Annotated in this window: 22 protein-coding genes; 5 read left to right on the forward strand and 17 right to left on the reverse strand. The window is 63.6% G+C overall.

Annotated elements, in window-relative coordinates; genetic code table 11:
- Positions 1-7: 7 nt before the first annotated feature.
- The 3 genes from PXJ20_RS06170 to PXJ20_RS06180 are packed head-to-tail and all read right to left on the reverse strand — an operon-like array spanning position 8 to position 4,199.
- On the reverse strand, positions 8-433 hold the full coding sequence (locus PXJ20_RS06170; protein ID WP_413212135.1) for an acyl-CoA thioesterase: 426 nt from the start codon (positions 431-433) through the stop codon (positions 8-10).
- Positions 430-1,947, reverse strand: coding sequence for an indolepyruvate oxidoreductase subunit beta family protein (locus PXJ20_RS06175; protein WP_421029552.1), 1,518 nt, complete (start codon positions 1,945-1,947; stop codon positions 430-432). The genes PXJ20_RS06170 and PXJ20_RS06175 overlap by 4 nt, the downstream gene beginning before the upstream one ends.
- Positions 1,948-2,000: 53 nt before the next feature.
- The gene (locus tag PXJ20_RS06180) at positions 2,001-4,199 is read right to left on the reverse strand and encodes a thiamine pyrophosphate-dependent enzyme (RefSeq protein WP_421029553.1); all 2,199 of its coding nucleotides are present in this window, start codon (positions 4,197-4,199) and stop codon (positions 2,001-2,003) included.
- Positions 4,200-4,695: 496 nt separating this feature from the next.
- Here PXJ20_RS06180 and PXJ20_RS06185 point away from each other — a divergent pair, with 496 nt between their 5' ends.
- Complete coding sequence (locus PXJ20_RS06185; RefSeq protein ID WP_421030932.1) at positions 4,696-5,670, forward strand: AraC family transcriptional regulator; 975 nt, start codon at positions 4,696-4,698, stop codon at positions 5,668-5,670.
- Positions 5,671-5,753: 83 nt separating this feature from the next.
- Here the strand turns inward: PXJ20_RS06185 and PXJ20_RS06190 are convergent, their stop codons facing one another.
- The 6 genes from PXJ20_RS06190 to PXJ20_RS06215 all read right to left on the reverse strand — a co-directional run bounded on the left by PXJ20_RS06190 (position 5,754) and on the right by PXJ20_RS06215 (position 11,851).
- Positions 5,754-6,548: a cyclase family protein gene (locus PXJ20_RS06190; protein ID WP_277596445.1), complete on the reverse strand. Its 795-nt coding sequence runs from the start codon at positions 6,546-6,548 to the stop codon at positions 5,754-5,756.
- A gap of 47 nt (positions 6,549-6,595) precedes the next feature.
- Entirely contained in the window at positions 6,596-7,141 is a 546-nt protein-coding gene (locus PXJ20_RS06195; RefSeq protein WP_421029554.1) for a flavin reductase family protein, read from the reverse strand.
- 10 nt (positions 7,142-7,151) lie between these two features.
- Positions 7,152-8,396: a styrene monooxygenase/indole monooxygenase family protein gene (locus PXJ20_RS06200; RefSeq protein ID WP_421029555.1), complete on the reverse strand. Its 1,245-nt coding sequence runs from the start codon at positions 8,394-8,396 to the stop codon at positions 7,152-7,154.
- 36 nt (positions 8,397-8,432) lie between these two features.
- The gene (locus PXJ20_RS06205) at positions 8,433-9,230 is read right to left on the reverse strand and encodes an SDR family oxidoreductase (RefSeq protein ID WP_017776339.1); all 798 of its coding nucleotides are present in this window, start codon (positions 9,228-9,230) and stop codon (positions 8,433-8,435) included.
- A 267-nt stretch (positions 9,231-9,497) separates the two neighbouring features.
- The gene (locus PXJ20_RS06210; protein WP_421029556.1) at positions 9,498-10,610 is read right to left on the reverse strand and encodes a porin; all 1,113 of its coding nucleotides are present in this window, start codon (positions 10,608-10,610) and stop codon (positions 9,498-9,500) included.
- Between the two features lie 218 nt (positions 10,611-10,828).
- A complete protein-coding gene (locus tag PXJ20_RS06215) occupies positions 10,829-11,851 on the reverse strand; it encodes an AraC family transcriptional regulator (RefSeq protein ID WP_421057415.1) in 1,023 nt (340 codons plus the stop codon).
- Positions 11,852-12,030: 179 nt separating this feature from the next.
- Between PXJ20_RS06215 and PXJ20_RS06220 the strand changes: the two genes are divergently transcribed.
- Positions 12,031-12,942, forward strand: a complete 912-nt coding sequence (locus PXJ20_RS06220; protein ID WP_017776336.1) for a LysR family transcriptional regulator — start codon at positions 12,031-12,033, stop codon at positions 12,940-12,942.
- 63 nt (positions 12,943-13,005) lie between these two features.
- Here the strand turns inward: PXJ20_RS06220 and PXJ20_RS06225 are convergent, their stop codons facing one another.
- The 3 genes from PXJ20_RS06225 to PXJ20_RS06235 all read right to left on the reverse strand — a co-directional run bounded on the left by PXJ20_RS06225 (position 13,006) and on the right by PXJ20_RS06235 (position 16,704).
- Positions 13,006-14,592: a phytoene desaturase family protein gene (locus PXJ20_RS06225; RefSeq protein WP_421029559.1), complete on the reverse strand. Its 1,587-nt coding sequence runs from the start codon at positions 14,590-14,592 to the stop codon at positions 13,006-13,008.
- A gap of 20 nt (positions 14,593-14,612) precedes the next feature.
- The gene (locus PXJ20_RS06230) at positions 14,613-15,155 is read right to left on the reverse strand and encodes a VOC family protein (protein ID WP_017776334.1); all 543 of its coding nucleotides are present in this window, start codon (positions 15,153-15,155) and stop codon (positions 14,613-14,615) included.
- Positions 15,156-15,264: 109 nt separating this feature from the next.
- Positions 15,265-16,704, reverse strand: coding sequence for a purine-cytosine permease family protein (locus tag PXJ20_RS06235; protein WP_277596453.1), 1,440 nt, complete (start codon positions 16,702-16,704; stop codon positions 15,265-15,267).
- A 452-nt stretch (positions 16,705-17,156) separates the two neighbouring features.
- Here PXJ20_RS06235 and PXJ20_RS06240 point away from each other — a divergent pair, with 452 nt between their 5' ends.
- The 3 genes from PXJ20_RS06240 to PXJ20_RS06250 all read left to right on the forward strand — a co-directional run bounded on the left by PXJ20_RS06240 (position 17,157) and on the right by PXJ20_RS06250 (position 21,126).
- The gene (locus PXJ20_RS06240) at positions 17,157-18,725 is read left to right on the forward strand and encodes a methyl-accepting chemotaxis protein (protein ID WP_421029560.1); all 1,569 of its coding nucleotides are present in this window, start codon (positions 17,157-17,159) and stop codon (positions 18,723-18,725) included.
- A 177-nt stretch (positions 18,726-18,902) separates the two neighbouring features.
- On the forward strand, positions 18,903-20,447 hold the full coding sequence (locus PXJ20_RS06245) for a methyl-accepting chemotaxis protein (protein ID WP_413212145.1): 1,545 nt from the start codon (positions 18,903-18,905) through the stop codon (positions 20,445-20,447).
- A 46-nt stretch (positions 20,448-20,493) separates the two neighbouring features.
- Positions 20,494-21,126 carry a YadA C-terminal domain-containing protein gene (locus PXJ20_RS06250; protein ID WP_421029561.1) on the forward strand — a complete coding sequence of 211 codons (633 nt, stop codon included), beginning with the start codon at positions 20,494-20,496 and terminating at the stop codon, positions 21,124-21,126.
- 25 nt (positions 21,127-21,151) lie between these two features.
- On the opposite strand, the gene hcaD is transcribed toward PXJ20_RS06250, so the two are convergent.
- The 5 genes from hcaD to hcaE are packed head-to-tail and all read right to left on the reverse strand — an operon-like array spanning position 21,152 to position 25,437.
- Positions 21,152-22,384, reverse strand: a complete 1,233-nt coding sequence (gene hcaD, locus PXJ20_RS06255; RefSeq protein WP_421029562.1) for a 3-phenylpropionate/cinnamic acid dioxygenase ferredoxin--NAD(+) reductase subunit — start codon at positions 22,382-22,384, stop codon at positions 21,152-21,154.
- A gap of 20 nt (positions 22,385-22,404) precedes the next feature.
- On the reverse strand, positions 22,405-23,217 hold the full coding sequence (hcaB, locus tag PXJ20_RS06260; RefSeq protein WP_421029563.1) for a 3-phenylpropionate-dihydrodiol/cinnamic acid-dihydrodiol dehydrogenase: 813 nt from the start codon (positions 23,215-23,217) through the stop codon (positions 22,405-22,407).
- Positions 23,214-23,537: a 3-phenylpropionate/cinnamic acid dioxygenase ferredoxin subunit gene (hcaC, locus tag PXJ20_RS06265; RefSeq protein WP_114811155.1), complete on the reverse strand. Its 324-nt coding sequence runs from the start codon at positions 23,535-23,537 to the stop codon at positions 23,214-23,216. The genes hcaB and hcaC overlap by 4 nt, the downstream gene beginning before the upstream one ends.
- Before the next feature lie 2 nt (positions 23,538-23,539).
- On the reverse strand, positions 23,540-24,082 hold the full coding sequence (hcaF, locus tag PXJ20_RS06270; RefSeq protein WP_413212149.1) for a 3-phenylpropionate/cinnamic acid dioxygenase subunit beta: 543 nt from the start codon (positions 24,080-24,082) through the stop codon (positions 23,540-23,542).
- On the reverse strand, positions 24,079-25,437 hold the full coding sequence (gene hcaE / locus PXJ20_RS06275; protein ID WP_199539739.1) for a 3-phenylpropionate/cinnamic acid dioxygenase subunit alpha: 1,359 nt from the start codon (positions 25,435-25,437) through the stop codon (positions 24,079-24,081). Before hcaE ends, hcaF begins: the two co-directional genes overlap by 4 nt.
- Positions 25,438-25,479 lie beyond the last annotated feature (42 nt).

A 25,479-nucleotide genomic window follows, 5' to 3' on the forward strand; every position in this document is an offset into this window, starting at 1 on the left:
CTCCTTCTTACCCGTTGACCGCATCGACGGTCAGAGCCCGCCGCAGAATGTCGGGAATATCGATTGCACGGTGCGTCTCCAGCGACGTGGAAACCACCACCTGGGTCACGCTCATGCGCACCTCGCCGTCCGCACCCACGCAACTGAGCGCGAGCGTCAGCGACTTGCCGCCGAGGCGCGCCACCTCAAGCGTCAGTTCGACGTCGTCGCCCATGCGGCTGATGGCACGGAAATCCGCTTCGAGCCGGACCGTCGGCAAGCCGAACCGATGCTTGCCGATATAACCGGCGAAGCCCTCCGGAATCAGGCTGTCGATCCACGCTTCCAGCAGGTTGTTGAACATCACAAAGTACTGCGGGTAAAACACAATGCCCGCGGGATCGCATTCGGCGAAGCGGATGCGGTGCGGCTTCGAAAATTTGCGCGGGCTCATGCCGGCTGCCCTCCGAGCGAAAACGCGTGGCGATCGAGGCATGCGCGAAGCTGGTGACCGTGCTCGTCGGCAAGCGCGGCCTCTCTGAGTTCGCGCAACGTGCGCGGTGCAAGCGAGCGCAGATGCCGATCCACTACAGCCATCAAGGCTTCGTAATTCTTCAGACCGCGTGCATGGGTGTCGCCGTAGCCTTTCACGAGCCGCTGGCAACGGGCGATTTCGAGCGCCAGGACTGCATCCACACCCGCTGCGCCGCGAATGCGAGCGAGCCAGGTCTCGATACGCGCGTTTTCGAGCGCGTAGCGCAACGTGGTGCGCCGCCCGCGCTTCCAGCGCGCCAGCAGATACAGCAGCAGGAAGCCGCCCAGCCCGCTCGTGCGCACCACGCGGCCCGCCGTGGTGAAGCGCGCCACGAATCGGTGCACCGCGTGCGGTCGCGCAAGCCAGCGGCCCAGCCGCGCAGGCAAGGTTTCGCAGATCTCCTCCATGCGGGGGTGCATGAACTCGTTGATCTGCAACAGCTGGTCGGCCTTCGCGCGAACCTCGCCGCGCACCCGCTCGAAGCGGCTCGCGCGAGTCTTCAGGTCTGCCACACGAATCGTGTCTTCGTACGACATCCACAGTGCGAGGTGCCGCGCCGTTTCGCCCAGCAATTCGGCATCGGCGTCGCGCGATGCGAGGCGCACCGCATCGAGCCGGTCCAGATACAAGTCCGCATACGGGACGTCCTGGTAGTCGAGCAGGCGCCGCACGCCTTCGAGCGCGAGCGTTTGAACGTCGGCGGGGAAAGCCCGTACCCGCTCGACGAGCGCGGCAACCGCAGGGTCGCGCGGGATGCCGACCGTTGAGGCCGGCGTCGCGGTAGCCTCCGCCCCGCCTGCCGGGCGCGCCGCGCGTGCAGCCGTATAGCCCGCATCGAATGCCTTGAGACTCGGCTTGACGCCTACGCCGCCGCGCTCGATGGTCGCCTCGAACTGCGCGCGATTAAATGGCAGCACGTCCGCGGCGCTCAGGGCGCCGAACAGCACGGCGCTGATAACACTGCCGGTTCGTTCCGCCACCTGCGCCATATCGAAGCTGACGAAGCGCTTCGCGGCGCGTTGCGCGTGATGTGCCAGCGCATCGCTGTTCACGCGGCCATCGCCCATCGCCGATTTCTCCGCGATGGAGTACACGCGATGGCTCGATGCGATCAACGTGGTGCGTTCGGGCGTGACGATGCCGCGCTGCACTGCGCGCCCAGCTTCCATCAGTTCGGACGCCAGCACGATATCCACGTCGCCCGGCATGGGCATCAGCGCGAGTACCGGTGCACGCGGTGCAGGTTCGGCACCGTGCGGAAACAACTCGACGTAATAGATCGTGGCGCCGGTACGTTGCGCGACGCCGGGCACGGAGGTGGTCTGCGCGAAATAGCCGTTCTCTTCGCCCAGGTTGACGACCCAGTCGGCCAGTACGCCGCCGCCTTCCCCACCCATGGCGAGTATCGCGATCTTGATTGGCTCAGCAACCATGGTGGAACTCCTGCAATGCGTTGTTACGGGTGCTCGTTTTCATGGCGCTGCCCTCAGAATGCATACCGCGCGCGCCGCTTCGCTTCGCCGCGCTGCAACCAGCCGATGACGGCGTTGCGAACACGCTGACGCAGCCGGTCGATACGCGTCGGATTACTGACGATCTGCGCGCGGTAGAACGACGGGCACAGTACCGCCGCATGCGAAACCTCGCCGCACAAGCCGCACCCCACACAGCTGTCCACCACCGTGGCAACCGGATCGCGACGCAGCGGATCGGGATTCGGCTTGATCGAAAGCGATGGACACCCCGAGAGCCGGATACACGAGTGATCGCCTGTGCACGTATCCGGGTCTACGCCGAAGCGCTCGCGCACCACGCGCTCGCCCGCGGCAATGGCCTTGCGCACCTTCGGCTTCTCGCGCCGCTGCTTGTTCAGCATGCATTCGCTCTGGGCGATCAGCACCTTCGGCCCCTTCACCTTCGTGGTCAGGGCTTCGCGCAACGTCGCCGTCATGGCCTTGAGGTCGTACGTGCGCTTGATCGTACGAACCCATTGCACGCCCACGCCACGCACCGCCCGTTCGATTTCGTGTCCGGTGCTGCGCGTCGGATTGAGCGCCGTGGAAGACAGAATGTCCTGCCCCCCCGTTGCCGACGTATAGCTGTTGTCCACGATCACGGTGAGGTTGTCGCTGCGATTGAACACCGCATTGGCCACACCGCTCGTGAGCCCGTTGTGCCAGAAGCCGCCGTCGCCCATCACCGAGATTGCGCGCTTGCCGGCCGGCGCATTGAGCGCGGCAGCGCCGGCACCACCCAGGCCATAGCCCATCGTCGTGTTGCCGAGGTTGAACGGCGGAAGAATGGAGAACAGGTGGCAACCGATGTCGGCGCTCACGTGATGCGGGCCCAGTTCACGCTCGACGAGTTTCATCGCGGTGAAGATGGGGCGCTCGGGACAACCGGTGCAGAAACCGGGCGGCCGCGCATGCACGGCGTGATCGAGCGCGGGCAGTTCGTTGGCGTCCTCGCTTTGGCTAGACGCGGCCACCACCGGGATGACCTTGCGCTGCGGTGCCACGGCCTCTGCCGCTGGCTGCACCACGGATTGTGCCTGGAGCACGCCGTATCGTTCGAGAAACGCCCGCACGCCGGCCAGTACCGTCGCGGTGTTGTATTCGCCCGCAAGCGGCAACAGGTCTTTGCCGTGCAGTTCGATCTCGATGCCCAGCGTGCGAAGAATGCTGGCCACGTTCTGCTCGACGAAATTCGGCTGGCCCTCTTCGAGTACGAGTACCGCGCGCTTGCCGCGACAGAACCGCTCGAATTCGTCGTCCACCAGCGGATACGCCACGTTCATGACGTAAAGCGGAATCTTCGTTTCGCCGTAGACGTCGGCGAGACCCAGCTTCGTGAGCGCGCGGATCAGCGTGTTGTAGGTGCCGCCCTGCAATGCAATGCCCACGTCCGCCACATCTTCCGCGAAGAACTCGTTGAGCTTGCGTTCCTGGATGAAGCGGATGGCTGCGGGCCAGCGCTGCTCCACCTTCTCCTTTTCGTGTTGAAAGCTCGCAGGCGGCAACACGATGCGGCTCAGGTCGCGCGTGGGCTGCTCCAGCGCGTCCTTGATCGTGAATGCCGAGCGTCGGTTCGCCGAGGTCACGAATTGACCGTGCACATGGCACGCGCGAATGCGCATCTGCAACATGACGGGCGTGCTGCTCGCTTCGGAAAGATCGAAACCGTCTTTGACCGCCTGCACGATGCACGGCAGGTTGGGACGCGGATCGAGCAGCCACATCTGCGACTTCATCGCGAACGCGTGGCTGCGCTCCTGCATGATCGACGACCCCTCGCCGTAGTCTTCGCCCACGATGATGAGCGCGCCGCCCAGCACGCCGCCCGACGCAAGATTCGCGAGCGCGTCAGACGCCACGTTGGTGCCCACCGTCGCCTTGAACGTGACGGCACCGCGCAGCGGATAGTTGACCGAAGCGGCCAGGGTCGCAGCCGCCGTGGCTTCGCTCGCGCTGTTCTCGAAGCGGATGCCATGTTCGGCAAGCACGTCTTGCGCGTCGGCAAGCACATCCATCAGGTGCGAAATCGGCGCGCCCTGATAGCCCGCCACATAGGCCACGCCCGATTCGAGCAGCGCTTTCGTCACGGCGAGAATGCCCTCGCCGCTGAACAGCTCGCCGTCGCCAAGACGCAGCTTCTTCACTTCCTCCACAAACGACCGCTCGGCCATCGTGCTCCTCTCTAGCGTTTCGTCCCACACTCAGTTCATGGGTGCACTTTCGTCGGCCACATTGCGTGCGTCAATACATGATTAATCATGTGTTTATACTTTTTGCAGGCCGCGGACAAACGCTGCACGATCGGGATAGGAAGTGGCTCCGGGGCCGGTCAGCGGACGCCGTCTCACGCCGGAATGGGTGGCGAAACGCACCTCCGATGCCAGGTTTTCTGCGGATTCCCGTTATCCAAACTCAGGCGTACGATCGAACGCGATTCATGCAATCGCTGCGCTGCGCCGCACGCTTGCATGAAAAATCATGTACAGCGGCATGGTTCTTGCGTAACGACTCTCGCGTCACGCACGCCGCTACAGAAGAACACCTGGTGCCTGAAGCCACCGAACGGCAGCTTCAGGCACCGTAATGCACACCCGCTGTTCGTGGGGTACCGCCATGCTCACTGCCCTGTCATCCACCACCGTCGTTCGCGCGGTGCCTCTTTCCGGCATGCCGGTCGAACGCGCGCTCAGCGATCGCGAACGGCTGCTGTTCGCCTCGGCCGATATCGACGAAGTACGCTCCATGGTGGGAAGAGTGATGAAACCGCACCGCCTTGGCGTGGTCGGGCACGGCCCGCGGCTGGACGCACGGATGTACCACGCGGCGCTAGGCGACCTCTCCGTGAGCCGCTTGCGTTATGGGGCAACGGTCGAGATCGAACCCGGTCCGCTCGAAAGCTTTTTTCTGGTGCAGATGCCCCTCACTGGCGGCGCAGAGATTCGAAGCGGTGCACAGCAAATCGAATCGACGCAGGAGCTGGCCTCTGTACTGAGTCCCGACGACGAAACACGCATGCGGTGGGAAGCGGGCAACGAGCAGTTCATGCTGCGCATTTCGCGTTCGCTCGTGGAACGTACGTTGATCGGCTACCTGGGTCACCCCCTGGACCGCCCGCTGCGCTTCGAACTCGGCTTCCGCTGGCGCGACACGGTAGCGTGGCGTTGTCTGATGAACTATCTGGCGGAGTGCTCCGCGCAGTTTCCCGAACTTGCACAACACAAGCTCGTGATGGACCAGATCGAGCAACTGGCGGCCTCCACGCTGCTCACGGCGCATCGTCATAACTACAGTGAAACGGGCCCCGTACGCCGCACGACCATCCTGCCCCGGCACATCCGGCGCGCCCAGGATTATCTGAAGGCGAATGCGCACGAGCCGATCAGCGCAGAGCAACTCGCCCAGGTAGCGGGCGTCAGCATGCGCAGCCTCTATGCCGGCTTCAAAGAGTTTCTGGGCGTGAGCCCGATGCAGTATCTGCGCGACCTGCGCATGGAGTGCGCCCGCACGGAACTGATGACGGGCGAGGTCTCCAACGTGTCGGGTGTCGCACTGCGCTGGGGGTTCGCTCATATGGGTCGCTTCAGCAACGAATACAAGCTGCGGTATGGGGAAAGCCCGAGTCAGACACTGCGCAGACGATAGACGTCAATAACACAGAGAACAAAAAAACCGGCCCCAACCACGGGCCGGCGAGTCACCCTCTTGCAGATCTCAACCGGGTCGGCCTACGCTTCCACAAGCGCGAGCACACGAAGCGGACTGCCCGAGCCACCCTCAATCTTCAGCGGCGCCGACACAATCAGCGCCCCCTGCGGCGGCAGCTGATCGAGATTCTTCAGACATTGCAGGCCATAGCGATTCGCCCCATGCATCAGGGTGTGGCACGGATAGGCGACCGGCCACGCGTAGGACTGGCCTGCATCGGTGTTGATCGTCTCCACACCGAAGCCGTGCACGTCGCGCTGCTGGATCAGCCATTCCACGGCTTCCTGGCTCGGCCCGGGCGTATGGGCGCCGTCTTCGCGCACATTCAGGAATGCCGCCGGATTGTCGGCGCGCTTCGACCAGTCGGTGCGAAACAGCACCCACGCATGCGCCGGAATGCGTCCATGCGCCCGCTCCCATCCCTCGAGGAAATCCACCGTGAGCACCCAGTCCTCGTTCTCGCGTACCTGCGCGCTCGCATCCACGACGACGGCTGCCGCGACAAAGTTTTCCGGCGCGATGGTATCCACGCTGTTGTTCGGATAGTCGCGACCGCTCACCCAATGCACGGGCGCGTCGAAATGGGTGCCCGTGTGCTCGCCGCACGAGAAGTTGTTCCAGTACCACGCCGGCCCGGATTCGTCGTAGTGCGAAATGCGCTCCATCTTGAACGGCTGAACCTGCCCGAACTGCGGCGGCAGTTGCAGCGCGGGGAACGACGGCGACAACGTCTGCGTGAGGTCGATCACGCGGACGGCGCCGCTTGCAAGTTGCGCGGCCAGCGCGGGCAATATCGATTGGGCCGTGGACGTCATGGGATGTCTCCGTCAGTATCAGTCGAGGGTGTGATGTGAAATGAAGCTCAGGAAACCGGGTCCAGCGATGTGAACCGGCCCGCATGGAACACCAGTGGCGCGCCGCCGTCTCCGGCCGTCCGCACGATGCGCCCCACGAAGAGCAGATGATCGCCTGTCTGCCGGCAATGATCGTGCGCGCACACCAGTGTGGCAATAGCGCCTTCGATGGCAGGTACGCCCTCCGGCGTCTCCGCCACCGCTACGTCCGCGAACTTGTCAGCTATCGCCGAACTCGCAAAGCGTCGTGCCAGCGCCTCATGGTCGCTTGCCAGGATATTGATCGCGAAATGCGAGCAGTCCTGAAAAGCAGAGAGACTCGGGGAATGCTGGACGAGGCTCCATAGCACGAGCGGCGGGTCGAGCGAGAGCGATGCGAACGAATTGATAGTGAGTCCGATCGCGCGACCTTGCGGTCCGCGCGTCGTGACGATCGCCACACCCGTGGGATAGGCGCCAAACAGCTTGCGCAAGGTAGCGGGCTGAACATCCACGCTGCCCCACGCCGAACCGGAATCCGTGGAGGCCATATCAGCGGCAATGCAGGTCGACATGCTGTTCTCCTCAAGCCACGGAAGCGGCCGTCTGATGGCTGGCGATGAAACGTTCGCACTCGGCCTCGTCGGCCCACCACGGGAAATAGCGCGGCGGATGGTTGAAGCCGTTCACCACCGCGCTCGCGAGCGACGGCAATTGCCCCGCCGCACCAAGCAGATTGAGGATATGCGGCGGCGGTGGCGTGAGCAGCGAGTTGGTCCATTGCACGACCCACTTCGCGTAGTCCCAGAAGCGCTCGAACGTGTCCTCCATCCACTCGCGCGTGTACGGCTGCTCGCCGCGCGTGAGAATCGCATCGAGGTACACCTTGCACGCCTTCGTCGCGTTGTTCGAACCTTGTCCCGTAATGGGATCGTTCGTGGCCACCGCGTCGCCAAGACCGAACACCGGGCGCCCCGAAGGTAGCGTCAATACCGGTTTGCGCACGGTCGGTGCGAAGGCGCCGGCCAGTATGCCCTTGTCGTCGGTCAGCTCGACGTGCTTTGCACGCTCGGCTTCCCAGGGCAGATAGCCTTCGAGAAAGCGCTTGCTCGCGGCCAGGTGCTCCTGCGGCGTGCGCACGTCGCGCCAGCAATCGAGCGGGCCGCCCGGCACGCCCTCGAACACCATGATGTCGCAGGGTCCGCTGAGCGTCAGCGCGGGAAACACGAAGTATTCGCCTACGCCCGGAATCATGTTGAAAGAGATGCGCGCATAGTCTGGCGTCTTTTCGAGGCCGTGCACGTAGGTCAGCGCGAGCGCACGTTGTGGCTTGTCGAACGGCGAACGCGACGCGTCGCGCTCGAAGAGCCGCACCACTTCTCCCTTGCCGCCGGCGAGAACGACGAGGTCGTGCGTGTCGGCGAGCGCTTCGAGCTCGGCGACGCCTGCATCCTGAATCACAAGACGGCCGCCGCGCGCTTCGACCTGCTCCAGCCACGCCGACATCTTCACGCGCTGGTCGACCGACTGCGCCGGCTTGTCGAGACGCGCGTTCCAGTCGATCACCTTCGCGCCGCGCTCCTGAGGATGCGGCACCGCGAAGCCAATGCCGTGCACCTCGGGGCACGCGCGCTCCCAATCGTTGATACCAAGATCGCGCTCGATCTGCAGCGCCGGGTCGAACATGCACTGACTCGACATGACCTTGCCGCCGCGGATGTCCTCCGGCGTGCGATTGCTCACCACAGTCACTTCGTAGCCCTGTTCGAGCAGCCCGAACGCCAACGGCAGGCCTGCCTGGCCGCCCCCCACAATTGCGATTCGACGCATGGCTAGTTCTCCTTTCAAATTGACGTGGTTCGCGGGCTACACGCCCTCGCTGGCAAGACGGGCAATGGCCGGCACGGCCTGCTCGGGGCCCATCGCGGAGTAGCCGCCATCCACGGCGTAGTCCGCCCCTGTCACGAACGAAGCGTGTTCCGAGAGCAGAAAGGCCACCACGTCGGCCACTTCGCGCGGGTCGCCTACACGCCGCAACAGGTGATAGTCCGCAGCCACGCGGTCCGTCTTTGCCCGGTCGCCATGCGTGAGTTCGTCCATCACGCGCGACCACGTCCAGCCCGGCGACACCGAATTCACGCGAATGGTGTCCGCGGCGAGATCCATCGCCATGTTGCGTGTCAGTTGAACCAGTGCTGCCTTCGAAACGGGATAGAGCCAGCGCCCCGTCTGCGCAACCTTCGACGAGATACTGGTGAAATTGACGATGGCGCCGCCGCCCGCGGCGACCATGTGCGGACGTACCGCGTGCGCGGCCATGACGGCGCTCACCACGTTGACGTCGAGCGCAGTGAGCCAGTCGCGCCGGCCCGATCGCGCGCCGTCGTCGAGATATGTTGCGGCGAGGTTGACGAGAAAATCCACGCGCCCGAAGTGTGCCGCCGCCTCGGCCACGCCTGCGCTCAACTGCTCGTCGTTGACGATATCGACGGGCCAGAACCGCACGGCCCCGGCATGCGCCGATGCGGCTTTCTCTCCGCCCGCCGCGTCGATGTCGAATAGCGCCACCTTTGCGCCGTAACTGCAGAGCGCCTGCACCACAGCGGCTCCGATGATGGTGGCGCCGCCTGTCACGATTGCCACTTTGCCCTCAAGACCTTTCACGAGAACCTCCTCCTGATCAACGAATTCGAAGCCCGCGGCCACCGCTTATAGGGACTGCCCGGAAACCGCCCGACGAGATGTCGTGAAAGGATGATGGCTCGCCACAATGGCATGGACCTATCCAGGACCCGCAGGCGCTATCCGCTGTCTGCCGGTATTCGCTCGAGGTCCGATGCATGTCATCTGTGCAGATGCAGCAACGCGCCCAACTGCGGCCTTTGTGCTATGCACTCGTGGTGCCGGCGCTGCGCGCGTTGCTGCCGGGCGTCAGAAAACGTGGCGCATCCCTACGCGCAACGCCATCTGGTTCTTGCCGTCAGACGGGCCGAACAGGATGATCTGCGCCTGTGCGCCGTCGCCTGTGGCGTGCTGGTACGTCACGCTCGTGTAGACGTCCGTGCGCTTGGAGAGCGAGTAGTCGAGCGTGAGGTTGATCTGGTGCGCCTTGTTGTCATTGAGCACCTTGTTGCCGTCCATGAACTGGTACGCGCCGACCAGATGGAATGCGCCGCCGAAGTTGTAGATCCCGCCCAGTTCATACACGTCGACGCGCGCCCCCGTGAACGTGTTCTTCGTGTAGGTGTAGAGCGCATCGAGATAGGCGTTGCCCAGCACGATACCGCCGCCCGCACCGAAGTTACGGATGCCTGAATTGCCGTTATTGATGCCCGGATACTTCACGTACGTATACGCCGCGTCCAGATTGAAGACGCCGTTCGCATAGTCGATGCCGAAGCTCTGCGAGCTGTTCTGTGAAAACGAACCCGCTACGCCACCCAGCCCGTACATCGCACCGAAGCTCAGGCCGTTGAAACTGGGGCTCTCATACTTCACCGAGTTCGTGATCCGTTCGCCGGCCACGCGATCGAAATCGAACGCACCCGTGGACTGGTTCGGCACGCCAAGGCCGTTGAACGGACCCTGCCGCAGGTTCTGCAACGAGACAAACGGGAATTCCGGCCCGTAACGCTTCACCGCGAGCGAGGTGAACATGAAGTCGTACTGGTTGCCGGCAACCAGCGTGCCCCACTTTGTATCGCTCAGGCCCACATATGCCTGCCGCCCGAATTCGTTGCCGATCAGCGCGCCATTGCCCGCGTTGAACTGCCCCTCCAACAGGAAGATGGCCGACAAGCCGCCACCCAGATCCTCTTTGCCTCGGAATCCGAACAGATTCGGCGACAGGATCCCCGTACCCATCGACACCTGATGCTTGCCGCCTACGTTCGTGTTGTAGTCGATGCCCGCATCGATCAGGCCATACAGGGTCACACTGCTTTGTGCACGCGCCGTGAAAGGCACGAACGACGCAGCAGCACACAACGCCATCGAGATGGCATTACCCCGGAATTGCCGCATTTTTCGATTTTTGCCGCTCATCACCACTCTCCTCAGACAGTCAGTTGTTTTGCTCCGTGATCCTTTTCATGCTGGTGCAGCAAAGCTGCTTCGCATGTGCGGATCATCAAATTCCAAAACGAGACTGGCTATCCGATTCCTGCAGCGTGCATCCGCGTGGTGAAGAAGACTTCGTCACGCGCCGCAACGTGTGTTCGAAACACGGCGCGGCATGATGGGAAAAAGCGCTCCGAACGAGGCTAGCTGCCGCGCGAGTGAAGCGTGTCTTGAGGGCGAACGCCGAAACGGCGCCGATAGTGCGAAGCGAAATGCCCGTAGTGGGCGAAGCCCCAACGCATGGCGACGTCGGTGAGGCGTATGGCGGCCGGATCGCCGGATTTCAGTTCGGCATGCACGGCCTTCAAACGCAGTTCGCGCAGATAGGCCATCGGCGTCTGGTCGTAGGTCTGCCTGAACGCATAAAACAAGGCACGAGAACTGACACCGACCGCACGCGAAATTTCGTCGACCGACGTCACATCGGCAATGTGCGCACGCATATAGTCTTCGGCGCGCCGCACGTAGGCAGGCGTGATCGTGCGCCGATTCTGTCCGCCGCGAAAGTGGTCCGAGAGATTGTGCGGATGGGCGAATAACAGGGTGTCGATCAACATGCGCTCGCAGCGTGCCGCGTAAGACGGGCACTGCAGCAGCGCGGGAAAGGCAACGTTACCGACGACGATGTGTTCCAGCGCGCTGCGCCACGCAACGCCCGCGGGCGTGCCCAGGTCGAGCGTGGGATGAAAGCGGATGGCCTTGCCCGGCAACGCGTCGAGATGCTCGACGCAGGCGCGTTCAAGCGCCTTCTGGTCGAGGCGCACGATGATCTGCCGCAGGTCGGCGGGAAAATGCAGACGCGTGGCCTCACGCGGCGACAGCACCGCTGCGGTGCCCGGCCCGCCCATCACTTCCTCGGCCCCGCTCACGTACCGCGCGAAGCCGTGAATCGGCATCTGGATGAGCGTGAAGTCGTCCAACGTGCCTGGATCGACGTCCACGCGCGCGCCGTATTGCAGATAAAACATCTGCAGGTTGCCCACCTTGAGCGAGCGAAACGCCGCGTCCAGCGAACGCGCCGGCTCGGCAATCGACATGCGGTGCGGCTTGAACGCGCGCGCCACTGTGTCGACCACGAGATCGGGGTCGGCGTGGCCTTCGATCTCGACGCTGAAATGATCGAACGCGTCCAGCTTGCGATTGAAGGTAGACGGGAGGATGTCCATCGCGGCGTACCCGGTTAGGTGGGAGGTACCCGAAGTATATGAAAATGGTGGCATTTTCCCGAATCGATCAAATTTCGGCAGCCGGATAGAATGATTTATTGGCAATCCAGACTGACCGCCAGACAGAAGCCGCCATTTCAAGGCGGCCATTCAACGCGTCGACCACCCGCGAGCCCTCTTTGGATACCTCCCGCATCGATCTGAACCTGCTGCGCGTCTTCCACGCCATACTCGACGAGGGCAATCTCACGCTCGCGGCAAACCGGCTGGGGCTGTCTCAGCCCGCGGTGAGTTATGCGCTGGGCCGGCTGCGCGCCATTCTCGACGATCCGCTTTTCATGCGCAGCGGCAATGAGATGCAACCCACCTCTGCGGCACTGGAAATGCGCGAGCCGTTACGCCGCGCCATGGCGGCGGCGGAGTACGCGCTGCAATTGATGGTGCCGTTCGAGCCGACCACCAGCACACGGGTTTTCCGGATCTCCATGTCCGACATCGGGGAACTCGCGTTTCTGCCCACACTTTGCGCCGCACTCGAAGAATGCGCGCCGCACGTGCGCCTCGACATCCAGTCGGTCCCGCTCGGGCAACTCGAAGAAGCGCTTCGGGTAGGACGGCTCGATCTCGCCATCGGCAACCTGCCGGCATTGACGGCACGCACACGCCACCACCCGCTCTTTCACGAGGATTACGTGTGCATGACGCGGCGCCGCACCGGCCTGCCTAAACGCACGATGACGCTGGAACGCTATCTGGCTTCGCCTCATGTGCTGGTTGGCTCGCTCGAAAGCGCTCATCACCAGATCGAGGAAAATTTCCGCAAGCGCAACATCCATCGGCAGATCGCGCTACAGGTGCCGCATTTCACGGTGGTGCCGCACATCCTCGCCCGTACCGAATGGATCGTGACGCTGCCGCGGCGCGCCGTTCAGTTGCTCAATCCTGCGAACGAATTTGCGGTCTACGATTTGCCCGCGGAAATTCCAGGCGTCACCGTGACGGTGCACTGGCACGCGGACTTCGACGACCACGCAGCGAACCGCTGGATCAGGGAACTCGTCATCGCGAAGCTGAGCGACGCGCGCGCGTGAGCGTCCGCGCAGCGCGAACCTGCCCGCGCCTGTGTATGAGCACACACGCGCGCAGGTGCCGCGTCATGCGAGCCGGTTCGCGACCATCCATCCCGACGCGCCACCAAGCCCGGGCCCCGGGTGCGTGGACGCACCGATCTGATAGAGGTTGGCATAAGGCGTAGCGTGAACGCGGCGCCCCTTCACGCCGGCGAAAGGCCGCAGCCAGAAGAACTGATCCGGCGAACACACACCCGAATAGGGATCGCCGCCCACCAGGTTGCAATTAAGGCGTTGAAGGTCCGCCGGCGAATAGGCGCGGCGCCCTACGATCTTGTCCGCGAGCCCCGGCATCACGCATTCGAGTCGCCGTTGCACGCGGTCTGCTACGCGCTCTCGCACCGCGTCGGTCCAGGTGCCGTCGGCCGGCACGTCGATCTCGCCCAACGCGTCGCCGCGCAAACGCGATGGCATCTCCTGGAGTTGCAGCCACAGAATCGCGCCGCCCGCGGGTGCGCGACTCGAATCCACCGCCGTGGGCTGTCCGATCGCTATGGTCGGGTGGCTCGGAATAAGGCCATTGTTCGCTTGAGCCACCGAAAGGCACACGGACTCCATGCTCTCGGTCAGATGCACGAGCGGCACATGGGCCAGTTCGCCGTTCACCCAGTCGGGCGGCGACGAAAGTGCGAAATGAATCTGCATGTCGCCGCGGCCGAAGTAATAGGCATCGGCGCGCTCACGCCACTGCGGCGGGGCCTCGGGCAGCAACCGTCCATAGAGCTGGCCCGGCGTCACGTTGCACACCACGGCCTGTCGCGCGCGCCACGTCCGGCCACCCGCATCCACGCCAACGGCCCTACCCCGCTCGATCACGACGCGTTCCACTTCCGTGTCGGTCAGCACGATGCCGCCATTTCTTTCGATAACCGAACGGAATGCCTTGACGATATTCGCGCTGCCGCCCTTCACCACCGGCATGCCACCGGCTACCACCGCGGCGAACGTCAACTTGCCGATCAAAGCCGATCCCGCATCGTCCGGCCCCAGCCCGGTATGCAATGCCCACGGCGCAATGGCCGCGCGCACGAGGTCCGAATGCAGTTCACGCGCGCTCCAGCGTCGAAAACTCTCCAGCGCACTGCCCGCGAACGCCGCGAGGCCGTCCACACCGCGCGCGCGCCACTCGCGCCACAGCAAACGGGCCATCTTCCAGCCATAAGGGTTCTCGCCCATCAGCCCGAAGGTCAGCGCCGCATCGGCACCGAACAAACGGCCCGCTGCTGCGGCGAACGCCGCGCCGTCTCCCGAGTGCCGCTGGTCGAACTGCCGCGCAGTGTCGTCGAGATCCTGGCGAAACGCCATGGACCGACCATCGGGCGTGACGACGCCCGTTGTGTAGTTACCCTGAACGAATTCGAGGCCAGCTGCATGCAGATCGTCTTTCAACTCCCCGTAGCCCGGGCTGCCCACGAAGAGCGGATACCACGACGAGAGCACGTCGTGGACGTAGCCTGGAAACAGTTCCTCGCTGCGAATGCAGCCGCCCGGCTCGGCATTGCGCTCGATAACGACGACGCGCTTGCCCCGCCGCGCCAGCACCGCTGCGCAGACGAGCGAATTGATCCCGCTGCCCACAATGACGACGTCCGCTTCTTCCCGCATCTGCATACCTGTCTGTGTCTGTTTGCTTACGCGCGGCCGAACAGCGGCGCGTCCGTACCGTCCATGAACGGCAGATGGCCGTACTCCACCAGTTCAAGCTGGTTGCCGAACGGGTCGAGAAAGTAGTTCACCCTCAGGCCGGCGCACGGGCCGCTGTCCACCACGATGGGCCCGTCCATGACGCGCACGCCTCGCTCGCGCAGGAACGCCAGGGCTTCGTCCAGGTCCTGGACCTTGAGCGCAATGTGGCTCGCGCCGATATCGCAATTGCGCGGCGGCTTCTGCGCAGCATCGAGCGGCCGTTCATAGCGGAACAGCTCGAGCATCAGGTTCTTGCCAAGCGCCATCATCACGAAGTTGAGCCGCGCGCCGGCGATGTTCAGATGTGCCGCAGTCCAGTCCGTACCGTCCGCTGTGGCAGGCAATTCGGCCGCGTCGAACGGGCCCATCCGGTAAAGCTCGATTGCGCCCAGCATGTCGCGGTAAAAGCGCACGGCCTCATCGAGGTCCGGCACCGTCAATGCGACGTGATCCACGTGCATCACGCCGGGCAAGCTCGCGTGTCCCATTCTGTTCTCCTGTCGTGCCGCCGCGGGATTTCCTGCAGCCCCGCGGGCGGCTTTGCTTTTGATTTGGATCGCCAGGCAATAGCCTGTCACCCGATCGACTCAACTACGCTCACACGCCTGCTGAAGCCGTCTGCGTGCTCCGTGCCGGCTTGAGCACGGTGAGGCGCAGCGCCGGATACAACACGATGCAGATAGCGATGGTGGCGAGCGCCTCCACCGGCACGACACGCGCAAGCAGATAGTGCGACACCCCGACTGCGACGATCGAAGTCAGCACGCCGGCCCAGTTGACGATTTCCGCAGGCCGATCAGCACCCGTATCCAGCGACGGCGCAAGGCGCCTCACGATAAAAAAGTCGGCAACGATCACGCCCGCGAATGCTGTCGTGAGCACGCCGAGAATGGTGATCCACGAATTGACGAGCGCAAGGATCTGCCCGTAGAGCATCAAGAGCCCGATCACGTTGGCGACGATCACGAACGTGAGGCGGCCAGGGCGCACGTTGAGCGCGTCGAACAGGTTTGAAAGCGACAGTGACGCGCTATACGTGTTGATGACCTGCGCCTTGCTCTGCGCCAGCACCATGAGAAGCGCGCCCAATGCGCCGCCGAACACGACGAATGCCGCCGTGATGCTGTCCGGGCTTTGCAGCGCCGCATGCATCGCCGCTTCGTGGGACATGCCTGCCGTGCGCATGTAGAAGTCCACCAGCGCCGGGATGCCCGCATACATGATGACGCCGCCCAGACCCAGCATCAGCACGTCCATCATGATGTTGCCGATCAGCGCCGCGATGCCGATGTCGCGCGAACGCCGCGCGTAGCGGCCAAGGTCGGCATCCACGAGTGCCAGCGCGCCAGCCGAACCGATCAGCACGTTCACGCAGAAAATGAACTTCTTCACGTCGTCGTCCGCGCCCATGGCTTTGAGCACGTCGGCCGGAAACTGCGAGCCGAACGAGACGAGTTCGGAGAGCGAGTGCCCCGCCCCGGTGATGACGCTGTGCGCGATATAGGCCAGCACAGCGAGGAAAAACACCAGCGTGATCGACGAAACGCGTGCGACGAGCGCAAACCCGTACGCCGTCAACAGAACCCAGGCAATGCTGAGTAACCCGTAGATCACGATACGTGCCACCACGGTATCCGCAATGCCGAGGTAGAAGATGAAGCCGCGATACAGCAGCGCATTCTCCAGTGCGAGAAAGCCGATGATCATGAACGCGAAGATCAGCGACGAGATGATCGATCCCTTCTGCCCGAACCCATAGTGTCGCGACATCACCGTGCTCGACAGCCCCGAACGGTATGCCACGTGCCCGCATGCCCAGCCGAGCAGCGCGCCGAGAACCGTCACGCAGACCCCCGCCAGCAACGCGATCTTCAATCCCGCGACGAAGGTGACGAGCGCGCCGAGAAAGAGCTGCACGAGCGTCGTCACGATTCCTGCCGTATTCCAGGACAGCGCGAGCCATCCCTGACGGGCGTTGTCAGGTACCCGTTCCAGCGCGTGATCTTCCATCACGCTGCCGAGGCTTTCGTCCTTCATGCTCCACTCCTCTTCGATTTGGTCTCTTCGTATGCGGCGCGAGATTCACCTCGCACCGGCCTGTGCTCCGGCGTATGTTCGAGGTCCACAAATCGTATGGCTATCCGGTTCCGGCAACAGATATCCCGCAAGTGAAGAAACCACGGCGCCTCGCCTGCGCCCGGCTCGATGCACGCCTGCCCGAATCGGGCCCGTTTGTTCTATGCGGCAAAGAGGTGTGTCGACATGCAAGACAACGATAGGTCGTCCACCCGCCGGGGGTTATCCATGCAGCGCATTCACTGTCCACGGCTGGCGTGAAATTGGGTTTTCCCTGCCTGGGCGCACATGTCATGCAGATTTGTGCACTGGGCGGATCTTTGAACGTCCGCTTGCAGTGGCGGGATGGTCGCGGCGCGCAAGGTTACGCACCATCGGAGCCATTGTTCCGACTCGCGTTCCCACCGCTACTCATGAAAAACACTTCGCCCGCGTTACCCGACCTCCTCGACGATGAGGAGTACCTCATTACCCGAAACGACGCCCAAGGGAAGATCACGTACGTCAACGAGCGCTGGGAACACGTGACCGGATACACGCTCGACGAGTTACGCGGCGCCTCCACCAAGGTGCTCTATCACGCCGACATGCCCGACCAGGTGGGCGCGGACGTCTGGGCCACGCTCGCGCGCGGCTGCACGTGGACAGGTCTGCAGAAACTGCGGCGCAAAGACGGCAGCGGTTTCTGGACGCTCACCACGGTGGCGGCCGACGTGCGTCATGGCACGGTGGTGGGCTACGTCAGCGTCAGAACACGTGCTGACAGTGAGCAGGCAGCGTTGGCCGAGACAGCCTACGGTCAATGGAAGGCCGGAACGAAGGGCCGCTACGCAATACGCGCAGGCGCCGTCGTGGCGCGCGGCTCGGTGCAGTGGCTTTTCACGGCGCTCGGCCCACGGGCGTGGCGCGTGCTCGCTGTCCTCGCCTCGGGGGTTCTCGGCGGTAGCGCTGCATTCGCGTTGCAGCGGCTCTCGCCGCTCGACGCAATGCAAGGCGCCGATACCGCGCTCATCGGTGCGGCGACCGGCGTCCTGCTCTATGTCGCACGCGAGGGTCGCAAGGCCGCGCGTTCGCTTACCGAAGCACTCGACGCGGTGAGGCTGTTTTCAGCCGGCGATCTCTCGCGTGCGGTGCCGGCGGGCAAGCAAGACTATCGCGCCGGGCGGCTTGCCCACACCCTCGATGTGATGCGACGGGGCTTTCTGCTCGCCGTCTCCGACATGCGTGCGGGCTCCTTCGCCACACGTCATGCAGCCGGCGAAATCGCGTCGGCTACGGCGGATCTCTCGAATCGTGCGGCGCGACAGTCCGCTGCGCTCGAACAGGCAGCCGTTGCCATCGAAGAACTCAGTCAGGCCGTGCAGAACAACCGCGACAACACGACCGAAGCGCACGCACGAATGCGCGGCGCCACCGCGCTGGCCGCGCAAGGGCTCCATTCGGCCCAGGAAGCGGACAACACGATCCTGGCCGTCAGCACGCAGGCGCACCGGATCGCGGGCATTTCCGCGACCATCGAATCGATCGCCTTTCAGACCAGTATTCTTGCCTTGAACGCGAGCGTGGAAGCCGCGCGTGCCGGCGCCGAAGGACGCGGCTTCGCGGTGGTCGCGGCAGAGGTGCGCGCGCTGTCGCAACGCAGCGCGGAAGCTGCCAAAGAGATCAGCGAGGTGGTCAGCAATGCACTCGCGCAGATCGACGCGGGAGCAAGCCAGGTGGTGGCCAACAGCCGCACGATCGAGCGGCTTGCCGCAGCGATTGCCGAAGTGGAAGGCATCGTGGCTTCGATTGCCGATGCCACGCACCAGCAGAGCCTCGCGGCCGGCGAGATAGGCGGAAAGGTCTCGGAACTCAGCGAATCGGTTGCGCAAACCACGGCAATGGTGAACGAAGCCGCCACGGCCGCGCAGGCGTTGCTCGATCAAAGCAGCACACTCGACGTTGCGATGGCGGCCTTCAGGCTCAGAGAAACAGACCGCTGATACGCGTGCAATGCTGCGGGCACGCTGCGAAAGATAGTACTAATCGTATGGAGGTTTGAGGAAATATTCTTGCGCTAAACCCTCACGTTTTCGAAAGGATCGTCGTAAACACTGACATAGCAGAAGAGGCGCGAGCCGACGGACTCGCGTTCGTTTCCCACAAGGAGTGTGTCGGTGATGAAGTTGTCTTTTTCGCAGAAGTTATGGATGCCGCTTTTGGCCAGCCTGCTCTGTCTCGCCACGTTGGCGGTGACCGATGCGTGGCGAACACGCACGATTCGTCTGGATGAAAGAAAGACCGATCTCGTGCATGCCACCCAGGCAGCACTCAGTGTGGTCAAGACGTTCGCCGCGCAGGCGGCAGCCGGCAAGATCACCGAAGACGAAGCGAAGAAACGGGCACTCGACGTCATACGCGACATCCGCTACGGTGATTCGGGCTACTTCACGATTCTCGACTCGCAACCCGTCGTACTGATGCACCCGTTCAGGCCTGAGCTGCAAGGCCGCAACATGGCTTCATTCGCCGACCCCAACGGCGTGCTGCTCTACCGCGACGTGCTCGATCAGATCAAACGCGATGGACACGGCTTCACTTCCTACTCGTTTTCCAAGCCTAACGCGACAGGAGTCTTTCCAAAGCTCTCATATAACGACAGCTATCGCCCGTGGGACTGGGTGTTCATGACGGGCGTCTACATCGACGATATCGACACCGCCTTCCGGTCCGCGCTCTATCAAAGCATCGGTTTGCTGGCCGTGGCGGCTGCGCTCCTGAGTGCCATCGTCGTGGTCATCAACCGCGGCATCCTGCGCACGCTCGGCGGCGAGCCGGCGTACGCCGCCGAAATCGCCGAGCACATCGCCAACAACGACCTCGCTCTCAAGGTGCAGACCGCGCCCGGCGACAGCAGCAGCCTGCTCTTCTCGATGAAACGCATGCAGGACCAGCTGGCTGGCACGATCCGCTCGATCAAGGTATCGACCGATTCGATTGCTACTGCAACCAGCGAGATTGCGGCCGGCAATCAGGACCTTTCGCAGCGCACCGAGGAACAGGCGGCTGCCCTGCAGGAGACCGCGGCCAGCATGGAAGAGCTGACGGGCACCGTCAACCAGAACGCCGAGAACGCGCGTCAGGCGAGCCAGGTCACCGCCCAGGCCATGGAGGTTGCCGAGCGTGGCAGCCATATCGTGAGCCAGGTGATCGAGACGATGAACGGTATCCATGCAAGTTCGGACCGGATCGCCGACATCGTCGGCATGATCGAGGGCATCGCCTTTCAGACCAACATCCTGGCGCTGAACGCCGCCGTGGAAGCGGCACGCGCGGGTGAACAGGGACGCGGATTCGCGGTGGTCGCCGCCGAAGTGCGCTCGCTGGCCCAGCGCTCTTCGTCGGCTTCGAAGGAGATCAAGGAGCTGATTCAGGAATCGGTGGACCGTGTGCGAGACGGTACGCAGTTCGTCGACTCTGCGGGCGCGACGATGAAAGAGGTGACGCAGTCCGTACGGCGCGTGACCGACATCATGGGCGAGATCGCCGCCGCATCGGTTGAACAGAGCAAGGGGATAGGCCAGGTCAACCAGGCGGTCTCGCAGATGGATTCGGTGACCCAGCAGAACGCCGCGCTCGTCGAGCAGGCGGCAGCCGCCGCGTCATCGCTCGAATCGCAAGCGGGCGAGTTGAAATCGGCCGTGGCGATCTTCCGGGTTCAATAAGGCATACCAATCATCTTCGGGCGGCTGCTGCAACGGCGAGCCGCCCGTGACAGCTAGCCTCTCGACTTCGACTTCGACCAGTTCACTCTCGGCCGGCGTGAGTTCGCTTTCCACCGGCCTGAGCACAACCGACAGCACGGTAGCCGACCTCTCGACTTCGATATCGACCACCGCAAGTTCGCTGCTCTCCACGTTGCCGGCATCCACCTTTGCGAGCGTGAGTTCTCTTTCAACGGTCGTATCGGCGTCAGCCACGCACTATTACAGCGTGAACGATAGTGGCTCGACATTGGACAACCACGACAACAAGGGCGCAACGGGCTCGTATGTCGTAGCGGTGGGTGCCGACGCCTCCGCGGCGGGTGCGAGTGCAGTTGCTCTCGGTAACGGCGCCACCGCAAGTTGGGACGGCGCCATCACCATTGGCCATGCCGCCGTCGCTCAGAACGGCCGGGCGGCTTACACGGGCATTCCAGCGACCACGGCGTTGACGATGATCCCCGAGGTCGACCGGGGCAAGACGCTCGCCATCGGAATCGGCACAGGGAGTTACCAGGGCTATAGCGCCGCTGCGCTCGGCTTCAGTGCCCAGATCGCCAACAATCTGAAGAGCAAAGGAGGCATGAACGGCGGCGCCGGAGGATATTCCTACGGCGCCGGCGCGAGCTATCAGTGGTAACGGAGAGACGAAGCGCGCGTCGCGCTCAAACCGTCTCTTGCAGACGCTTTGCCAACGCGCGCAAGTTTTGCGTACTGTCGGTCAGCACCTCGGGCCCTACCGCCGCCCGCATCGCGATCAGATCCTTGAGACTGCGCATGTCCTGACCGCGGTTCACCGTGACGGCGCCTGTGAGCGTTTCGCCCTGCAGGCCGCACAGCACGAAGGCGGGATCGTCGAGCGTGCCGCGCACAACCCACGTGGGCGCCTGCATGTCGCCGGCAAACTGGATGTTCATGCCGTATTGATCGGTCCAGAACCAGGGTACGCCGCCCAGTGCCGGCGTGTGGCCCAGCATCGCACTCACCGCGGTTTCGGCCTGCCTGTTCGCGTTTTCCCACGTTTCGCGGCGCACATGCCGTGCCGTCCACGTGTCCCATTGACACGTGTTATCCCCTGCAGCGAACACGTCCGCGTCCGACGTGCGGCAGTTCGCGTCGACCACGATGCCATTGCCGACCGCAAGGCCCGCGTCGCGCGCCAGTTCCACGTTGGGCTCTGCGCCGACTCCGTAGACCACTGTTTCCGCCCGGACTTCCGTGCCGTCGTCGAGTATGAGAGCGAATGCATCGCCGTCGCGGCGCGCGTCCACGAGGCGGCGCCCCGTAAGCAACGCCACTCCACGTTGCCGATGCACGCTTTCAAGGTAACGGCTCAGCACAGCGGGCGCGTTGCGCGCCATGACGGCATCCGCCTGCTCGATCACGGTCGCCTCCACGCCCAGTTCGACCGCGCTGGACGCCACTTCGAGCCCGATGACCCCGCCGCCGACAATCGCCACGCGCCGCGCACGGCGAAGCGAGGCCGCCAGTGCACGCGCCTCGTCGAGCGTGCGCAGCGTGTGCACGCCGGCACCTAGCCGGTCGAGCAGCGGCAGGCGGCGCGCCCTTGCGCCCGTGGCCAGCAGCAGCTTGTCGTAGACAAGCTGGTTGCCGTCGGCCAGCGTCAACGCGTGTCCGCGTAGATCGAGCGCTTGCACCGCCACGCCCGACATCAGCACGATGCCAGTCTCACGCTCGAATTCGCGAGGAAGAATACCGGGTTGACACTCATCAGGATTCCACAAGACTTGCTTCGAAAGCGGCGGCCGCTCATATGGCATATGCGGCTCGTCGCCGATCAGCACAATGCGGCCTTCGAAGTGCTGCCGGTGCAACTCCATCGCTGCTCTCGCGCCGGCCTGGCCCGCGCCGACGATAACGAATGTGGGCTGATCCATGATGTTTTCGTGCGCAAGTCTCACAGCGCCAGTCCGCCAGCAACATGGCGGATGCCGCGAATGCCGAGCCCAGCGTCCGCATTGATCATCACGCCGCTCAACGTGCGGTTGTTCGCACGCGAGGCGAGCAGCACGAATGGCCCGGTGAAATCATCCGGATTCGGGAAGAACTGCAACGGCAGGATGCTCGCGATGTCTTCAGGGCTGCGCGAATCCATGATGCGTATGCCGTCCTGCCCCAACGAAGCCGGGCCGCGCAGATCGCTTGCCATCCCGCACGGCGCGACGCCGTTGACGCGCACTTTGGGCGCCAGCTCGTAGGCCAACTGCCGGATCAAACCGGCTGCCGCATGCTTGCTCGCGGTATAGAGCGGCCCGCCACCACCCGGATAGAACGACGCATTCGAGAGCGTGAAGATCATGCTGCCACGCGATGCGATGAGCGCGTCCGCGGCGGCCTTTGCTCCGAGCAGATATCCCTTGACGTTGATCGAGAAGAGTTCGTCGAAGCCCTCGGCAAGGCGCTCTGGAGAAAGGCTGATCAGCGATGCGGCATGGTCCCAGATCGCGGCGTTGCCAACGAACGTGTCGAGCTTGCCGAAGCGCGCCGTCACCGCTGTCACTGCGCGCTCGTTGTCGGCGTAACGCGTCACGTCCCCCTGCACGGCAACAATTTTTTCGCCGAAGCGTGTTTGCAGTGCCGCAACCTTTTCGGCCGAGCGTTCCAGCACGCCCACGTGCGCGCCCTCGTCGAGAAAGCGCTCCACGAGCGCAAGCCCGAGGCCGGAGCCGCCGCCCGTGATGAGTGCCACCTCTTCCTTCAGCCAGCTCATGCTTCGGCCTCCGCCACTTCGACGTAGATCGTGCCGTCTTCCACCGTTACCGGATAAGTGGCGAGCGGCTCCGTTGCAGGCTGGCAGAGCGCCGTGCCGGTCTTCAGACAGAAGCGAGCGGCATGCAGCGGGCACTCCACGGTGCCGTCGTCCTCGACATATCCCTCGGACATCGAAGCATTGCCGTGGCTACAGCGGTCTGTCGTCGCATAGAACACGCCCTGCACGTTGAAGACGGCGATCGCCTCGGACGGCCCGTCAATCTTTACGGCTTCGCCTTCGGCCAGCGTGCCGACCGGGCAAACGGTAATACGGCTCATGATCAGAAAATCACACTGAGGTTATGGGACGTCAACACCACCTGGTCGAGCACGATCTCGCGGCGGCAGAGCAGCCAGCCGTGTGCGGTGTCCGCGCGACGCACGCGATCGCGGCGCATGCCGACGTAAAACGCTTCGTCGCGCTCCTTCTGCGAGCGGTACAGCAGATAGTTCACGCGCACGTCGAATTCGCCGGGCGCATCGGTGGCTTCGATCTGGACGTTCGAGACCAGATGCCGCGTGCGCGACGGCGGCTCTTCCGCCCATGCCATGCCGGTTTCAAGACGTGCTACGCGCCGCTCCAGCTGGAACTTCGTGTCGTTGAAAATCCACGTGGTGGGCGGCTGCACGCCTTTGCGCCGATCGCGTGTCTGCGCGTTCACCACCGTACGCATCACGTAGCCGATGTCTTCGGCAAGCAGGTCCAGCCAGTCGCGAAATTTCCAGTCGTCGAGCAAAGCGGCCTCGCGATACAGAAACTGCGAGATCTCGTGATGCAGTTCCAGAGAGACAGCGGCGGTTTGCGGTGCTTCGAGCACATTCATTTCAGCACCTCCTGCTTGTACGCGTTCGTGCGTTCGTTGACCTCTTCCCAGCTTTCCGACATCAGCAGGTCGGCCCAGCGCCGGTACATGCCGCGAGCGGCCGTCTCGGAAAAGATGTAGTTCGTTATGCCAGGCACGCCGTCTTCGCGCACGCGCTCGCCGTGCAGCCCCATTTCGAGGCAGAGCCGCGTCTTTTTCGCGCGATGGCCGCGCAGTACCTTCTGTACCTCAGCCCAGTTCTCCGAGTCGTCCTGCTCGAGAAAGCCCGCGGGACCGAACGCACGCGTGGCGCTGCGCTCGAACGCCGCTTTCACATCGTCGGGTGCGTTCTTGTCGGCGATGCAGAATGCCCAGACTTCCACCTGGTGCGGCCCGCGCGGATGCCACACGCGCAGCGTCGCCGTACCGTTGAGCCACGACAGCGTGGGGAACATGTTGTTGTGACCGGCAAGACGCAGCGCGCGCACTTTGCCAAGGCGTGCCTCGGCCTCGGAATACGTGTCGCGGAAGTATTGCGACACCTCGCCGTCCACCCACACGTTCGCGTCGGGTTTTTCGGTAAAGAAGAAGCCGCTGCCGTGACCGTCTTCGCCGTATTGCACGGCGTCCTTCGCGGTCTCCCAGACAGGGCGCGCGGTCTGGCCCGAGCCGAGCGCCTTGTTCGCATCGCCGCTCTTCGCGCCGAGCACCTCGACTGCCGATGCATGTGAGAAGAGCGCGTGATACTGGTCGCTCGCAAACTGCTCGGCCGGAAATTTCCAGTTGCAGTCGATCACCCACTTCTGCACACCGCCGATGATCTCGGTGCCGCCCTCGCGGCGATCGAGCACGCCGTCGAGATACCACGCGATATCGCCCATGTAGCTGCGCAGGTCGGGGGCCGTGGCATCCCAGTTGCCGAATACGAGGCCCTTGTAGGTCTCCACGCGCGTCACTTCGAGCAGGCCCCACTTCTCCTTGCACAGTCCCTGCGGGTAGGCGCGCGGTTCGAGCGGCACTTCGATCAGCGCGCCGTCCACGCCGTACGACCAGCCGTGGTACGGACACGTGAAGGCGCGCGTGTTGCCGCTATCGGCATGGCTCACGCGCATCGAGCGATGGCGGCATTGGTTGAGGAATGCCTTGATCGAGCCGTCCTTCTGGCGTACGACGACGATCGGGTCTTCGCCCATGTAGGTGTTGAAGAAGTCGCCCGCCTTCGGAATCTGGCTTTCGTGCGCAAGAAACAGCCAGCAGCGCCCGAAAATGCGCTCCATTTCGAGTTCGTAGATTGCGGGGTCGGTGTAGATTGCCGATGTCACGCGTCCGTTGCCGGCATCCACGAGCGCGTCGACGTTGAGTTTGGTGGTGGTCATCCGTGTCTCCTCCGTGGCATTACCCATTCCATATCGGTAAGC

Origin of the sequence: Paraburkholderia sp. A1RI_3L (assembly GCF_048957895.1) — a bacterium.
Classification (GTDB): domain Bacteria; phylum Pseudomonadota; class Gammaproteobacteria; order Burkholderiales; family Burkholderiaceae; genus Paraburkholderia; species Paraburkholderia kururiensis.

What these genes read in the sequence shown, in the direction of transcription:
- hcaC (WP_114811155.1), bottom strand. Translation starts at nt 23,537, where the DNA reads ATGAGCCGTATTACCGTTTGCCCGGTCGGCACGCTGGCCGAAGGCGAA.
- PXJ20_RS06190 (WP_277596445.1), bottom strand. Translation starts at nt 6,548, where the DNA reads ATGACGTCCACGGCCCAATCGATATTGCCCGCGCTGGCCGCGCAACTT.
- PXJ20_RS06200 (WP_421029555.1), bottom strand. Translation starts at nt 8,396, where the DNA reads ATGCGTCGAATCGCAATTGTGGGGGGCGGCCAGGCAGGCCTGCCGTTG.
- PXJ20_RS06180 (WP_421029553.1), bottom strand. Translation starts at nt 4,199, where the DNA reads ATGGCCGAGCGGTCGTTTGTGGAGGAAGTGAAGAAGCTGCGTCTTGGC.
- hcaB (WP_421029563.1), bottom strand. Translation starts at nt 23,217, where the DNA reads ATGAGCTGGCTGAAGGAAGAGGTGGCACTCATCACGGGCGGCGGCTCC.
- PXJ20_RS06210 (WP_421029556.1), bottom strand. Translation starts at nt 10,610, where the DNA reads ATGAGCGGCAAAAATCGAAAAATGCGGCAATTCCGGGGTAATGCCATC.
- PXJ20_RS06230 (WP_017776334.1), bottom strand. Translation starts at nt 15,155, where the DNA reads ATGGGACACGCGAGCTTGCCCGGCGTGATGCACGTGGATCACGTCGCA.
- hcaF (WP_413212149.1), bottom strand. Translation starts at nt 24,082, where the DNA reads ATGAATGTGCTCGAAGCACCGCAAACCGCCGCTGTCTCTCTGGAACTG.
- PXJ20_RS06235 (WP_277596453.1), bottom strand. Translation starts at nt 16,704, where the DNA reads ATGAAGGACGAAAGCCTCGGCAGCGTGATGGAAGATCACGCGCTGGAA.
- PXJ20_RS06170 (WP_413212135.1), bottom strand. Translation starts at nt 433, where the DNA reads ATGAGCCCGCGCAAATTTTCGAAGCCGCACCGCATCCGCTTCGCCGAA.
- hcaD (WP_421029562.1), bottom strand. Translation starts at nt 22,384, where the DNA reads ATGGATCAGCCCACATTCGTTATCGTCGGCGCGGGCCAGGCCGGCGCG.
- PXJ20_RS06185 (WP_421030932.1), top strand. Translation starts at nt 4,696, where the DNA reads ATGCCGGTCGAACGCGCGCTCAGCGATCGCGAACGGCTGCTGTTCGCC.
- hcaE (WP_199539739.1), bottom strand. Translation starts at nt 25,437, where the DNA reads ATGACCACCACCAAACTCAACGTCGACGCGCTCGTGGATGCCGGCAAC.
- PXJ20_RS06215 (WP_421057415.1), bottom strand. Translation starts at nt 11,851, where the DNA reads ATGGACATCCTCCCGTCTACCTTCAATCGCAAGCTGGACGCGTTCGAT.
- PXJ20_RS06195 (WP_421029554.1), bottom strand. Translation starts at nt 7,141, where the DNA reads ATGTCGACCTGCATTGCCGCTGATATGGCCTCCACGGATTCCGGTTCG.
- PXJ20_RS06245 (WP_413212145.1), top strand. Translation starts at nt 18,903, where the DNA reads ATGAAGTTGTCTTTTTCGCAGAAGTTATGGATGCCGCTTTTGGCCAGC.
- PXJ20_RS06175 (WP_421029552.1), bottom strand. Translation starts at nt 1,947, where the DNA reads ATGGTTGCTGAGCCAATCAAGATCGCGATACTCGCCATGGGTGGGGAA.
- PXJ20_RS06240 (WP_421029560.1), top strand. Translation starts at nt 17,157, where the DNA reads ATGAAAAACACTTCGCCCGCGTTACCCGACCTCCTCGACGATGAGGAG.
- PXJ20_RS06225 (WP_421029559.1), bottom strand. Translation starts at nt 14,592, where the DNA reads ATGCAGATGCGGGAAGAAGCGGACGTCGTCATTGTGGGCAGCGGGATC.